Here is a 13,192-nt window from a genome sequence, read left to right on the forward strand (position 1 = left end):
GCGAGACGCGGCGGGTCCGGCTGGTGACCGAAGCTGTCGATGTAGGAGACCAGGCCGTCGTAGGCGACGTCCTCGTCCAGCGGCACGGATCGAACCGTCCGCCCCTCTGCGGTCGACGCTGAAAGTCCTTCGGGGGTCGATTCCGAGGCTTCCGGTCGTCGCTGCCGGTGTCAGGGTTCGGGATGGGCCAGGCGGCCGAGCAGGGCCACCGCGTCGGCGAGGGGGACCGGCTGGAAGAACTGCGCGTCGACGTGCTCGACGGCGGCAATCGCGCGGGGGGCCAGGTCGGCGCCGAGGCTGGTGACGCGCAGGCGCTTGGAGCGGGTGTCGGCCGGGTCGACCTCGCGTTCGATCAGGCCCTTCTGCTCCAGGGTGCGCAGCACCTGGGAGGTCATCTTGACGTCAGTGCCCGCCTGGCGGGCGAGGGCCAGCTGGTTGGGGTGCTCGCCCTGGCCGTTCAGCCACCAGGCGCAGGCGAGCAGCACGAACTGAACGTGGGTCAGGCCAAGAGGCGTCAGGGCTGCGGCAATGCCGCGCTGCCAGCGCAGTGTGGCGTGCCAGAGCAGGAATCCGGGGCTGTCTCCGGGGTTCAGTGTTCTCAGCTCCGTGCCGCGAGGTCGACGAGCGCGGCCATGGTCTCGGGCCAGTCCGCGGTGATGCCCGGCCCGATCTGCGGGCCGACCTCGTCGGCGCCTTCACCGGTGATCTCCATCCGGTACACCACCCGGGTGCGCTCCTGGTCGAGCGGGACGAGGCGGTGGGTGGTGCGCAGGACGAGGCCGTCGAAGCGGGCCTCGTCGGTGAACAGTTCACCCTTGCTGACTTCGGTGACGCACAGCGCCACCGGCTCTTCCCCGGGCGGGGTCATGGTGATCTCGGCACCTTCGGCGAACGGGCCCCGGAACTCGATCTTCTCGATCTCGGCGTTCCAGGCGCCCCAGTTCTCCACGTCGGCCCAGAGCCGCCAGATCGCCTCGCGTGCGGCGTCGGTCTCGATGCTGTGCTCGTACACCCACATGGTGGTCTCCTCGGCTCGTTGATCTACGCATAGACTATCTCGGCGGAGATCATCCGTCCAGCGATGAACCACCCCCGCCCCACGGTGCGCGACGCACCCGCTCGAACCACCGCTCTCGCCCCCACCCCGGGTACACCCCGGTCCACACCCACGCGTTCCCGGCACGGCACCCACCACCGCGGCAACCCCCGAAGGACTTTCGGCGTCGACCACTCAGGGCCTGTCTCCCGGGTCCTTGCCTGATCCGACCAAACCCGGGGGACAGCCCCTGCGCGTATCTTGGGCCCCATGCCCGCCAAGTCCCGTACGTACCAACCGCAGAAGGTCCGCGCCGCGCTGGCCGCCCAGACCGGGGCGCTGCGCGCCGCCGTGGCGGGCCTCGGCGACGAACAGCTGGACCTGCCGACCAGGCTGGGGGACTGGCGGGTGCGGGAGCTGCTCGCGCACCTGGCCCTCCAACTCGACTTCGTCCCCGCGCACCTGGACGACCCGCTCCAGGGGCGCCCGCCGCTCGACCTGCCGGGCTGGGTGGCGGCGGTCGGCACGGTGGCGCCGCTGCTGGACGAGCAGGCCCGGGAGCGCGCCGCGGCGGACTTCGGCGGGGACGCGGCCGCCGTCGCGGCGGCCTTCGGGCGCGCCGCCGACGCGCTGACCGGGCTGCTGGCCGAACCCGAAGCCGCCGACCCGGTACGGCGGTTCGAGATCCGGCTCGGCTCGATGACGCTCGCCGACATGCTGGTCACCAGGCTGGTCGAGACCGTCGTGCACGCCGACGACCTGGCCGACGCCCTCGGCCCCGCGGCCTTCCCGCACGACCGCCAGGCCCTCGCCGCCGTCACCCGGCTGCTCGCCGACGCCCTGGCCGTCCGGGCCCCCGGTGGCGCGGTCGAGCTGCGGATCCCGCCGTACGCCGTGGTCCAGGCCGTCGAGGGCCCCCGGCACACCCGCGGCACCCCGCCGAACGTGGTCGAGACCGACCCGCTGACCTGGATCCGGCTCGCCACCGGCCGCCTGCCATGGGCTGCGGCGGTGGCCGACCACCGGGTGTCCGCCTCGGGGGAGCGCAGCGACCTGGCGGAGTACCTGCCGGTGCTGGGATAGGCCTGCCTAGCGGATCTGCCCGGCTAGCGCCTCGGCGGCCCTGAGCAGCGGTTCACCGGCGAGGGCCGGGTCCGGGGCGTCCTGGCCGACGGTGTTCTGGTCGAGCATCAGCACCAGGTCGCCCTCACCGTGCAGGGCGATCCGGGAGACGGCGGCCGTGCCCTGGCCCGGGGTGAGCCTGGTCTGCCCGACGGAGGGGCGGTCGGTGGAGAACCGGGTCAGCTGGTCCAGGCTGAGCCGCCCGGCGTGCTGGATCCTGGGGAGCATCGTGCTGACGCCGTAGTCGTTCTTCGACACGGCCAGCAGGTCGATGTCGACGGTGGACGGGCCGACCGTGTACGAGCAGGTGATCTGGGCGTTCGGGGGTATGGCCGGCATCTCGGGCATGGTCGGCGGGTGGGTGGCGCCCGACGGCCAGGGCTGGGCCGGCACTCCGTCGCCGGCGTTGCCGGTGACCGAGCGCCCGTCCGTGACGGCGGGGGCGACGGCGCCGCTGATCCCGGCAGCGGCGGTCGCCTTCGCGAGGTCGAGGCCGAACGGGCAGCTGGTGGACTTGTTCTTGACCAGGTCGAGGGCGGTCGACCGGACGCGGTCGTAGGACAGCGGTCCACCGCCGGTGCCGGGGCCGCTGTCGGCCGAGGACGAGCAGGCGGCGGCACCGAGGGCGAGCCCGGTGGCGGCGAACACGGCGGCGAGCTTTCGGCGTTGGGCAGCGGTCATGATCGCAGGGTAGGCCGTGGTCGTACCGGCGGTCTGCCGATCCGGTCTCAACTCCGTTCCGAAGGGCGACCCCGGACCCTAGGGCACGGCCGGGCCGCTCAGGTAGCTGCCCTCGGCCGAGTACGGCCAGGCGTTGGGCGCGCAGCCCTTGAGGCCGTAGATCTGCTGCATCATCGCGGGCGCGGGCTTGCCGGGGCCGGGGCAGGTCTCGTGCCCGTGACCGATCCGGTGGCCGACCTCGTGGTTGACGATCAGGGCCCGGTACTCCTCCAGCGGGCCGCTGAACTGGGGTGAACCGGTGTTCCAGCGCTTGGAGTTGACGAGCACCTGGTTGCCGACGTTGCAGTTGACCTCGCCGTGGGTGTCCAGCCCGGAGGCGCCGCAGATCTTGTCGACGGTGGCCGGGGAGGCGATCTTCACGGTGAAGTCGTAGGAGCCGCCGGCGACCAGCTGGAAGGCGTTCTTGCGGTCGTTGGTCCAGCCGCGGGGGTCGCCGAGGATGCCGTGGATCTGTGCGGCGGCGGACGCGGCGTCGATGCCGATGCCGTCCTCGACCTCCACCCGGTAGCGGCGCACGGTGCCGCGCCCGACCGCCTTGGCGTTGGCGGGGGCGATGCTGAAGGTGCCCGAGCCCTTGGTGGGGCCGGGGTCCGGGCCGGTGGGCGCGGGTGCGGGGGTGGTCGCCGGGGGCGGGGTGGGTGTGATGGCGGGGCTGGGGGCCGCCGGTGCCGCCGACGGGGTGCCGGACACCTGCTCGGCGGGCGGGGCGACCCGGGCCTGGGCGGTCGCGGCGGGAGCCGGGGTGTCCGGGGTGCGGTTCAGCACGAAGACCGCGGCGCCCAGCAGCAGGACGGAGACCACCAGTGCCGTGAGCATGCCAGGGCCGATCCTGCGGCGTGTCCGGCGGCGGCGTCGGCCACCGCGGTCGTTCCTGGAAGGCGCGGCTCGTCGGCGGGCGGGTCTTGCGGCTGGCACGAGCGACACCCTGGCATGCGAACGGGTGAATGTCTACATACGGGGTATGCAGCGGGCGGCTCCCGGCGCTCCGCCGCGGCCGGGCGGTTGACCCCGGCGCCCCGGATGGCAGACTGCACCCCATGGCGATTCACAAGAATCTTCTCGACGGCCCCGAACCGACCCTCCTGCCGGAGGACGAGCAGCCCTACCGGATGCTGGCGGAGGAGTCCGCCTCACCCACCCAGGTGGCCGCGGACTTCCCGACCTTCTGCCTCGCCTGGGCCATGCTCGCCGACGACGCCTACGCGGCCGGTCGTCACGTCGAGTCGTACGCCTACGCCCGCACCGGCTACCACCGGGGCCTCGACGCGCTGCGCCGCAACGGCTGGAAGGGCCACGGGCCGGTGCCGTGGGAGCACCGCGGCAACCGCGGCTTCCTGCGCTGCCTGGCGGCGCTCGCCCGGGCGGCCGGCGCGATCAAGGAGACCGAGGAGGAGGCCCGCTGCTGGCAGTTCCTGAAGGACAGCAGCGCGGAGGCGTACGCGGAGCTCAAGCAGTCGACCGAGCTGTAGTCGTCCGAGCTGGAGCCGTCCGAGCTGGAGCCGTCCGAGCTGTAGGGGCCCGGACGTGACCGTCCCCCCGGTGGATCGTCCACCGGGGGGACTCGTCATTCCGGGTGCCCGTCGCTTCGGGTGCCCGTCGCTTCGGGTGCCCGGCAGGCCGGGCACCCGTTGCTCCGCGCTCGTTACTTCAGGCGCTTGCCGGCCGAGCGCAGCTGCTCGGCGGCCTCGACCACGCGGGCGGCCATGCCGGCCTCGGCCAGCTTGCCCCAGGTGCGCGGGTCGTAGGTGTTCTTCTTGCCGACCTCGCCGTCGACCTTCAGCACGCCGTCGTAGTTGGCGAACATGTGGCCGGCCACCGGGCGGGTGAAGGCGTACTGGGTGTCGGTGTCCAGGTTCATCTTCACGACGCCGTTCTCCAGCGCGGTGGCGATCTCCTCGGCGGTCGAGCCCGAGCCGCCGTGGAAGACGAAGTCGAACGGGTCGGTCTTGCCGTACTGCTTGCCGATCGCGTCCTGCAGCTCGCGCAGCAGCTCCGGCTTCAGCACGACGTTGCCCGGCTTGTACACGCCGTGCACGTTGCCGAAGGAGGCGGCCAGCAGGTAGCGGCCCTGCTCGCCCAGGCCCAGCGCCTCGGCGGTGCGCACGGCGTCGTTGACGGTGGTGTAGAGCTCGTCGTTGATCTCGTGGGTGACGCCGTCCTCCTCGCCGCCGGTCGGGGTGATCTCGACCTCAAGGATGATCTTGGCGGCGGCGGCCACGGCCAGCAGCTCCTGGGCGATGGCCAGGTTGTCGGCGAGGGTCTCGGCCGAGCCGTCCCACATGTGCGACTGGAACAGCGGGTTCTCGCCCTTGGCCACGCGCTCGGCGGAGACCGCCAGCAGCGGGCGGACGTAGCCGTCCAGCTTGTCCTTCGGGCAGTGGTCGGTGTGCAGCGCGACCGTGATGTCGTACTTGGCGGCGACGATGTGGGCGAACTCGGCGAGCGCGACCGCGCCGGTCACCATGTCCTTGTTGTGCTGGCCGCCCAGGAACTCCGCGCCACCGGTCGAGATCTGGATGATGCCGTCGCTCTCGGCCTCGGCGAAACCACGCAGCGCGGCGTGCAGGGTCTGCGACGAGGTGACGTTGATGGCCGGGTAGGCGAACTTGCCCGCCTTGGCCCGGTCCAGCATCTCGTTGTAGACCTCGGGAGTTGCGATGGGCATGCGATCCGCTCCTGTCGGGTTGCGGCGTACGGACGGTGCTGTCCGACGCTGTGTACGCCTTCGTGACGACTCCGTGCCGGCCCGCCGACGCGCGGCGCTGCGGTGTGGCTCTCCGGCACCAAGGTTCGAGGCGACCTCCGCGGTACGGCCATGAGGGTGGTGGCTGCCGCGGACCGGACGCCGGTGTCATCTTCCCAGACTCGTGCCCGCAGGTCAGCAGGAGCCCGCCTGTCGGGACGTCGCAGCGGCGGGGCTCGGCCGGAACTCGTCGTCGGACCCTGGCGGGGGTGCGGGGGCTTGGCCGGAAGCCGCCGGAAAGGTACGACCGCTATCCTGCGCCCGTGGACTACAACCAGCTGGCCGTCAACCTGCTCGACGCCAAATCCCTGATCTCGTCCCTCGGCGCCATCGGGCTGATCGCGATCATCTTCGCGGAGACCGGCCTGCTGGTCGGCTTCTTCTTCCCGGGCGACTCGCTGCTGATCCTGGCGGGCGTCGCGGCCTCGAACGCGGCCTCCTCGGTGCTCGGCGACGGCGCGAAGCTGCCGATCGCCGTACTGCTCGTGGGCTGCCCGATCGCGGCGGTCGCCGGTGCCCAGCTGGGGCACCTGATCGGCGCCAAGGTCGGACCGAAGATGTTCGACAAGCCCGATTCGAAGATCTTCCGCCGCGAGTACGTGGTGAAGGCGGAGGAGTACTTCAACAAGTTCGGCTCGGGCAAGGCCGTCGTGCTGGCCCGCTTCATGCCGATCATCCGGACCTTCCTGAACCCGGTGGCCGGCACCCTGGAGATGCCCGCCAAGACCTTCTTCCTGTGGAACGTCATCGGTGGCGTGCTCTGGACCGAGTCCATGCTGCTGATCGGCTACTTCTTCGGCGACGCGCTCGCCCCGGTGATCGACAAGTACCTGATCCCGGCCGTGCTGCTGATCGTGCTGCTGTCGATCTCGCCGATCCTGATCGAGGTCGTGCGGGAGCGCCGCAAGAAGAAGGCCGGTGTGGTCGAGGCCCCGGCCGCCGACGCGGCAGCGGGCGGCAGCGGGCGGCACCGGCGCGGCTGAGGCGTTCGCGGCCGCTGACGGCTGCTGACGGCCGCTGACAGCCGCTGACGGCCGCTGACGGCCGCTACGGCGTAAAGGCGGAGGGCCGGGCCCCGTTCCACGTGGTTTCACGTGAAACAGGGCCCGGCCCTTCGCTGTCGTGTCGTCCGTGCGGTCAGAGACCCAGGTCGGCCGCGGTGTAGGCGGTCACGTACGGCAGGCCCTGCGCCTCGACGGCGGCTGCGCCACCGCGCTCGACGATCACCGCGACGCCGACCACCTCGGCGCCCGCCTCACGCAGCGCTTCGACGGCCGTCAGCACCGAGCCACCGGTGGTGGAGGTGTCCTCGACCGCCAGCACCCGGCGGCCCTTCACGTCGGGGCCCTCGATCCGGCGCTGCAGGCCGTGCGCCTTGCCGGCCTTGCGGACCACGAAGGCGTCCAGCTGCTGCCCGCGCGCGGCGGCGGCGTGCAGCATCGAGGCGGCCACCGGGTCGGCGCCCAGGGTCAGGCCGCCGACGGCGTCGTACTCCAGGTGGGAGGTCGCGTCCAGCATCACCCGGCCGACCAGGGGGGCGGCCTCGCCGTCCAGCGTGATCCGGCGCAGGTCGACGTAGTAGTCGGCCTCCTTGCCGGAGGAAAGGGTGACCTTGCCGTGCACGACGGCCTTGTCCTTGATCTGTGCCAGCAGGGCGTCGCGGTCGTTGCTCATGAGCGTTCAGTCTAGGGCCCGGCCCGGGCCTCCCGCCTGCGGGGCAGCGCCGGAAGCCGGGTCTCAGCGGCGACGCAGCGCCCGGACCAGCACCACAGCGCCGCCCAGCAGGGCCACCGAGCCGCCGATCACCCACGGCACCGCACTGCGGCCGCCGGCGCCCGGCACCACGATGCCACCGGCCTCGCCGCCCCAGCGGGACGCCGCCCGGGCCCGCGCGCTGCGGGACGGCAGCGCCGGGGCGTACCGGCCGCGCGGCGGGGCGTGGTCCACCTCCTCGGCCGAACGGCCGACGATGCTGCGGCGGACCGGGCCGGAGAGCTCCGGCTCGTCCTCGTAGGCGAACAGCGGCTCGACCGGGAGCTCCTCGGCGACCCCGTCCTGCGGGCCGCCGGCCTCGGCGGTGTTGCCATTGTCGTGGTCGTCGATGTCGTCATCGTCGTCGTCGGAGCCGGTGGGGAGGCCGAAGCGCTCGGCATCGGCGTCGGAGAAGGCGATCAGGTCGGAGAGGTCGTCGTCCAGGTCGTCGCCGGGCTGGTCCTGGCGCTCCTCGATGAACACCACCTCGGCGTCGGTCCCGGTCTCGTCCTCGTCCTCGGACCCCGTCCCGGCCTCGTCCGCGGTCTCGGCGGCGGCCTCGTCGGTGAGCTCCTCGTCGTCCTCGGCCGGGGCGTCCGGGGAGGCGAGCGCGGTGGCGAAACGCTCCAGCAGACGGCGGCCGACGGCGTCGAGGGTCTCGGCGTCGAACTCGGTCAGCCGACCGGTGGCGCTCAGGTCGCCGGTGAAGCGGACCGTCGCGGTGCCGTCCTCGGCACCCTCCGCGACGCTCACCCGTACGGTGGCGGTCGCCTCGCCGCTGCCCCGGACCTCCTCGCCCTCGGCGAGCACGGTCAGCACCCCGCCCCGGCCCTCGATCAGCGACAGCACGCCCTTGTAGGTGATCGTCGAGCCGCCGATCCGCAGCTTCAGCCGCCCACCGATCTCCTCGGCCGGCCCGGCCCCGACCGCCGCCGGCTCGGTGCTCAGTCCCGGCACGCTCCGCGCCAGCAGCGCCGGATCCTGCAAGGCCTGCTGCACCAGCTCTGCGGACATCGGGACGACAACCTCATGCTCCATGCCACGGAGCCTACCGACTGGGCCCCGCCCGGTCCCTACCCACCACCGCCCGACTTTCCCCTGCCGGCCCCCGCCACCCGCCGGCCCCGCCACCCGCCTCACCCGTCCGAAGCCGTGCCGCCCCGCCCGGGCTGCCTCAGCGGGGGCCCAGGAGGGTGAGCGGGGCCGGCGGGCGGGGCGGGCGGAGGGCGGTGAGGCGGGTGGCGGAGTCGCGGAGGCTGTCGGGGGTGAGGGCGCGGGGTGGCGGAGCGTCCGGGGCGAGGGTGAGCGGGGGCGGGGTGGCGGCGGCGAGCAGGAAGTCCTGGGCGGTGTCCCGCGGGCCGGGGCGACAGCCGGCGGCGGCGCCGCCCTCGACCGCGTACGGGGTGGTCCGCAGCCCGGCCGCCCGTAGGCCCGACTCGATCCGCCAGAGGCCGTCGGCGTCCCCGGCGTCACCGCCCGCGCGGACGGCGATCCGGCCGCCGGGGGCCAGCAAGCGGGCGGCGAGGCCGTAGAACTCCTGGGAGTGGAACTTGACCGGCCCGCCGTCCGAGGGCGCGGGCAGGTCGGCGAGCACCACGTCGTACTCCTCGTCGGGGGCGCCGCGCAGCCAGGCCATCGGGTCGGCCGCGGTGGTGCGGACCCGGGGGTCGTCGAGGGAGTGGCCGTCGAGGGCGGCGAGGCCGGGGTCGGTGCGGGCGAGCCGGGGGAGGGCCGGGTCGGCGTCGACGAGGCGGACGGTGCGGACGCCGCGGTGCCGCAGCACCTCCCGCAGGGCCAGGCCGTCGCCGCCGCCGAGCAGCAGGATCCGGGCGTCCGGCCCGGCGGCCATGGCGGGGTGGACGAGGGCTTCGCTGCCCCGGTACTCGTCGGGCCCGCAGACCGCGAGGCGGCCGTCGAGGTAGAGCCGGAGCGGGCCTTCGGAGGGGCCGGTGAGCACGATCTCCTGGTACCGGCTGCGGGTGGCGTAGCGGACCTGGTCGCCGTAGAGGGCGTGCCGGGCGGCGCGTTCGATCGAGTCGGAGCCGACGGCGGCCGCCGCGAGCAGGGCGAGGACGAGGGTGCAGCCGGCCCAGAGCAGCCGTCGTATCCGGGGGGCGGGTTCCTCGCGGAAGAGCCAGAGCACCACGGCGGAGCCGGCGACGGCGTTGACCGCCCCGGTGAGCAGGGCGCCGTCGCCGGGGCCGAGCCCGGGGAGGATGAGGAAGGGGAAGGCCAGGCCGCCGATCAGCGCGCCCACGTAGTCGGCGGCGAACAGGTCGGCGGCGGCGCGTCCGGCGTCCTCGCGCCGGATCCGTTGGATGAGGGTCATCAGCAGGGGGATCTCGGCGCCGATCAGGATGCCGATGAGGCAGGTGAGGCCGACCATGGCGGCCTGGTAGCGGCCGATCCAGGCCCAGCAGGAGTACAGGGCGAGGACGGAGAGCCCGCCGGTGAGGGCGAGGGCGCACTCGACGAGGGCGAAGGCGGTGGCGGGCCGGCGGGTGAGCCGTTTGGCGAGCAGCGAGCCGAGGCCCATCGCGAAGACCATGACGGAGAGCACGACGGAGGTCTGGGTGACGGTGTCCCCGAGCAGGTAGTCGCCGAGTGCCACGAGTTCGAGCTCGTAGACGAGTCCGCAGGCCGCGCAGACGAACGCGGCCAGCAGGACGGTCAGCCGGGCGAGCCGGGGGCGGGAGCGCAGCCGGGAGCGACGGCGGGCGGGCAGGGGGGTGAGGGTTCGCCCGGGCCTGGGTGGGGTGCCGTCGTCGAGGTCCACTCGCGGGCGTGCGGGCGGACCGGCCGGATGGTTGATCACGAACAAACGCTAGGGGACGTGCGGGACGGATGGCTGCGCCCATCCGACGGACAGCGAGGACCGTCGGATTGACGAATCGTTCCTGCGTACGATTCGTAGGCTTGTGCCGGGTGCCGAATGACCGGAGCGGTGCTGCTGCACGGGCTCTGGGCGTTCGGCTCGCGGGCCGTCACGGCCCCGACACCACCAGTGAGGAGCGGGTGCAGACCAGCTGCCCCTCCTGCGGGTAGGCGTGCCAGGTACGCCAGAGCAGCCGATCCGTGCCGCCCTGGGTGACCAGGGCGGTGAAGGCGCTCGGGTCGCCCGGGAAGACCCCGGCGAGGCCGCGCGGGTGCCCCTCGACCAGGGCCAGCAGCTCCTGGGCGCGGGCCGCGAAGTCGTGCGGGGGCAGGGCCTCGATACGGGCGGCGAACTCGTACTCCCAGCCGCCGACCTGCTTGGCCACCCGGGCCGGCAGCGGGGTGCGGCGGCCGGGCATGCAGGCGACGGTCTCCAGGCACTCGCCGGGGCCCGCCGAGATCACCACCTGGTGCGAGGCGCCCAGCAGTCGCAGCTGCAGGGTGCCGGAGGTTTCGGGGCGGCGGCCGCCGAGTCTCAGGTCGCGGACGGCGAGAGCGGGCAGCGGGTCGCCGCCGAGGCACCAGGCCAGGTCACCGGCGCGGGTGTCCGTGTAGGAGGTCTGCAGTGTGGTGAGCATGCTCGGCTCCGCGTTTCAGCTCCGTGCGCGCCCGCCGAGCAGCAGCGAGTAGGCCTAGGCGATGGCGAGGCTGTTCGTGGCTGTGCGGCCCTGGGCGCGGCCGACCGTGGAAGGAAGGATTCCGGCTGGAGATTCAGCAGCAGAGAAGCATGAATACGCCGGGTCCGTCGGTGATTTACCCAACTTTGTCAAGCATTCACCGTTTCGAGCACACCTGCTTCCCGGCTCTGATCGACCCGGTGTGCGAGTCTGCACAGCGCGCGCCCCTGCCACCGGCCCGTGCGCCGTGTGCGCCGGTTGTGCACTCTTCGAGCGCTTCGTGCGCCGCCACCTGTCGCACGCGGGGTACGGAGGGCGGTCCGGGTATGCCGGTCGGGCTGCCGGGCTTGCCTCGCAGGCAGCAAAGGAGCATGCCATCCAGGGGAGTTGAGGGCTAATCAGCGCGCCTGGCGGGCCAGAATTGGTCCCGTCTCAGGGGGCGCGCGAAACCCCAGCGCGCGCCGCAGCTATGCAACGCACCCCGGATGGCCGCACTCCTTTTGCACAAACCGCCCGCCAGACGGATAAGCGCGGCGCCGGTGGCCCGGCCAGGAGCCGCCGCGAGTCACGGGAGGGGTCGAGCACGGCCCCGATCAGCAGTCAACTCCTGTGCAGGGGCGTGCCGTTGGCCCGTCGCGAAGCGGCGGACGGGGCGGGACCGGCCACGGCGTACGGCCGGACGGCAGCAGTGGGCCCGCGCCGGTGCCGACGTTCCCCGGCCACGGACGGGCGGGGGAACGGCAGGATGGTCCGCGGACCGGTGTTCCGCCCTTCGTGAGCGACCAGGACGGCGAAGCGTTCCGCCGCTGAGCGGCTGGAACGTCGTCCACGGGGCCACGGGGGCTGCCACCGGCAGGGGGGAGTTGTGCAGGGTGGCGCTGCCCAGCGCTCATCCGACGGCGATTCGGGCTTGCCGGGTGCCGTCTGCTGTGACGGCTCCCGGTCATGGCGAACGGGCCCTGTCAGAGGCGCTGGAGTCGTGACACCGCCTCCCGGAGGACCTCGTCCTTCTTGCAGAAGGTGAAGCGGACCAGGCTGCGGCCGGCGTCGGGGTCGTCGTAGAAGACGGCGTTCGGGATGGCGACGACGCCGCAGCGGTCGGGGAGGGCGCGGCAGAACTCGATGCCGTCCTTCTCGCCGAGCGGGGTGATGTCGGTGGTGATGAAGTACGTGCCCTCGGGGGTGAAGGCGCGGAAGCCGGCCGCGGTGAGGCCGTCGAGCAGGAGGTCGCGCTTGCGGAGGAGGTCGGTGCGCAGGGTGGCGAAGTAGCTGTCGGGCAGGCGCAGGGCCTCCGCCACGGCGTACTGGAAGGGGCCGGCGCTGACGTAGGTGAGGTACTGCTTGGCGGTGCGCACGGCGGCGACCAGGGCGGGGCTCGCGGTGACCCAGCCGACCTTCCAGCCGGTGAAGGAGAAGGTCTTGCCGGCCGAGGAGATGCTGACGGTGCGCTCGCGCATGCCGGGGAGGGCGGCGAGGGGGTGGTGGGTGGCGCCGAAGACCAGGTGCTCGTAGACCTCGTCGGTGATCACCAGGAGGTCGTGCTCGATCGCGAGGGTGGCGATGCCGGCCAGCTCCTCGGCGGTGAGGACGGTGCCGGTGGGGTTGTGCGGGGTGTTGATCAGCAGCAGCCGGGTGCGCGGGGTGATGAGTGAGCGCAGCTCGTCCAGGTCGGGGCGGAAGGACGGCGCGCGGAGGGTGAGCGGCACGCGGACGGCGCCGGCCACGGCGATGCAGGCGGCGTAGGAGTCGTAGAACGGCTCGAAGGCGATCACCTCGTCGCCGGGTTCCAGCAGTGCGAGGAGCGCGGCGGCGATGGCCTCGGTGGCGCCGGCGGTGACGAGGACCTCGGTGTCGGGGTCGTAGGTCAGGCCGTGGAAGCGCTGCTGGTGCTCGGCGATCGCGGTGCGCAGCTCAGGAATACCGGGCCCGGGCGGGTACTGGTTGCCGCGGCCGCTCAGTACGGCGTCGGCGGCGGCCTGGGCGATCTCGCGCGGCCCGTCGGTGTCCGGGAAGCCCTGGCCGAGGTTGATCGAGCCGGTGGCCGTGGCCAGGGCGGACATCTCGGCGAAGATCGTCGTGCCCATCCCGGCCAGTCGGCGGTTCAGCAGCGGCCTGGTACCCATCGTCGGCTCCTCACGGCTCGTCGTCAGGGCCATCCTGGGGTAGCCGGGGGCCGGGGACAAGGCCGGCGGGGGCCGGAGCCGGGGAGAAGGCCGGCCGGGGCGGGTGCCGGTGCGGGTGCGGGAA

Annotated in this window: 13 protein-coding genes; 3 read left to right on the forward strand and 10 right to left on the reverse strand. The window is 73.2% G+C overall.

The window, feature by feature from the left end:
* Positions 1-170: 170 nt before the first annotated feature.
* Both ABTY61_RS21405 and ABTY61_RS21410 read right to left on the reverse strand, forming a co-directional pair.
* Positions 171-647 carry a MarR family winged helix-turn-helix transcriptional regulator gene (locus ABTY61_RS21405; protein WP_350506646.1) on the reverse strand — a complete coding sequence of 159 codons (477 nt, stop codon included), beginning with the start codon at positions 645-647 and terminating at the stop codon, positions 171-173.
* Positions 599-1,018: an SRPBCC family protein gene (locus ABTY61_RS21410; RefSeq protein WP_350506595.1), complete on the reverse strand. Its 420-nt coding sequence runs from the start codon at positions 1,016-1,018 to the stop codon at positions 599-601. Before ABTY61_RS21410 ends, ABTY61_RS21405 begins: the two co-directional genes overlap by 49 nt.
* Before the next feature lie 288 nt (positions 1,019-1,306).
* Here ABTY61_RS21410 and ABTY61_RS21415 point away from each other — a divergent pair, with 288 nt between their 5' ends.
* Positions 1,307-2,119 carry a maleylpyruvate isomerase family mycothiol-dependent enzyme gene (locus ABTY61_RS21415; RefSeq protein WP_350506596.1) on the forward strand — a complete coding sequence of 271 codons (813 nt, stop codon included), beginning with the start codon at positions 1,307-1,309 and terminating at the stop codon, positions 2,117-2,119.
* A gap of 6 nt (positions 2,120-2,125) precedes the next feature.
* On the opposite strand, the gene ABTY61_RS21420 is transcribed toward ABTY61_RS21415, so the two are convergent.
* Positions 2,126-2,839 (reverse strand): hypothetical protein, encoded by a 714-nt coding sequence (locus ABTY61_RS21420; protein ID WP_350506597.1) that lies wholly within the window; start codon positions 2,837-2,839, stop codon positions 2,126-2,128.
* A 78-nt stretch (positions 2,840-2,917) separates the two neighbouring features.
* Positions 2,918-3,715, reverse strand: a complete 798-nt coding sequence (locus tag ABTY61_RS21425) for a DUF3152 domain-containing protein (RefSeq protein WP_350506598.1) — start codon at positions 3,713-3,715, stop codon at positions 2,918-2,920.
* Between the two features lie 221 nt (positions 3,716-3,936).
* Here ABTY61_RS21425 and ABTY61_RS21430 point away from each other — a divergent pair, with 221 nt between their 5' ends.
* Positions 3,937-4,368 carry a DUF3151 domain-containing protein gene (locus tag ABTY61_RS21430; RefSeq protein ID WP_350506599.1) on the forward strand — a complete coding sequence of 144 codons (432 nt, stop codon included), beginning with the start codon at positions 3,937-3,939 and terminating at the stop codon, positions 4,366-4,368.
* A 173-nt stretch (positions 4,369-4,541) separates the two neighbouring features.
* Here ABTY61_RS21430 and fbaA read toward each other — a convergent pair whose 3' ends face one another.
* Positions 4,542-5,564: a class II fructose-bisphosphate aldolase gene (gene fbaA, locus ABTY61_RS21435; protein ID WP_350506600.1), complete on the reverse strand. Its 1,023-nt coding sequence runs from the start codon at positions 5,562-5,564 to the stop codon at positions 4,542-4,544.
* Positions 5,565-5,905: 341 nt separating this feature from the next.
* On the opposite strand from fbaA, the gene ABTY61_RS21440 reads away from it, so the two are divergent.
* On the forward strand, positions 5,906-6,625 hold the full coding sequence (locus ABTY61_RS21440) for a DedA family protein (RefSeq protein ID WP_350506601.1): 720 nt from the start codon (positions 5,906-5,908) through the stop codon (positions 6,623-6,625).
* A 154-nt stretch (positions 6,626-6,779) separates the two neighbouring features.
* Here ABTY61_RS21440 and pyrE read toward each other — a convergent pair whose 3' ends face one another.
* The 5 genes from pyrE to ABTY61_RS21465 all read right to left on the reverse strand — a co-directional run bounded on the left by pyrE (position 6,780) and on the right by ABTY61_RS21465 (position 13,068).
* The gene (pyrE, locus tag ABTY61_RS21445; RefSeq protein ID WP_350506602.1) at positions 6,780-7,316 is read right to left on the reverse strand and encodes an orotate phosphoribosyltransferase; all 537 of its coding nucleotides are present in this window, start codon (positions 7,314-7,316) and stop codon (positions 6,780-6,782) included.
* A 63-nt stretch (positions 7,317-7,379) separates the two neighbouring features.
* Entirely contained in the window at positions 7,380-8,432 is a 1,053-nt protein-coding gene (locus ABTY61_RS21450) for an SRPBCC family protein (protein WP_350506603.1), read from the reverse strand.
* 136 nt (positions 8,433-8,568) lie between these two features.
* On the reverse strand, positions 8,569-10,209 hold the full coding sequence (locus ABTY61_RS21455; RefSeq protein ID WP_502895388.1) for a polyamine aminopropyltransferase: 1,641 nt from the start codon (positions 10,207-10,209) through the stop codon (positions 8,569-8,571).
* Between the two features lie 169 nt (positions 10,210-10,378).
* Positions 10,379-10,906 carry a DUF2617 family protein gene (locus ABTY61_RS21460; protein ID WP_350506604.1) on the reverse strand — a complete coding sequence of 176 codons (528 nt, stop codon included), beginning with the start codon at positions 10,904-10,906 and terminating at the stop codon, positions 10,379-10,381.
* Positions 10,907-11,907: 1,001 nt separating this feature from the next.
* Positions 11,908-13,068 carry a pyridoxal phosphate-dependent aminotransferase gene (locus tag ABTY61_RS21465; RefSeq protein ID WP_350506605.1) on the reverse strand — a complete coding sequence of 387 codons (1,161 nt, stop codon included), beginning with the start codon at positions 13,066-13,068 and terminating at the stop codon, positions 11,908-11,910.
* Between the last annotated feature and the right edge of the window lie 124 nt (positions 13,069-13,192).

Origin of the sequence: Kitasatospora sp. NPDC096128 (assembly GCF_040303105.1) — a bacterium.
Taxonomy (GTDB): Bacteria; Actinomycetota; Actinomycetes; order Streptomycetales; family Streptomycetaceae; genus Kitasatospora.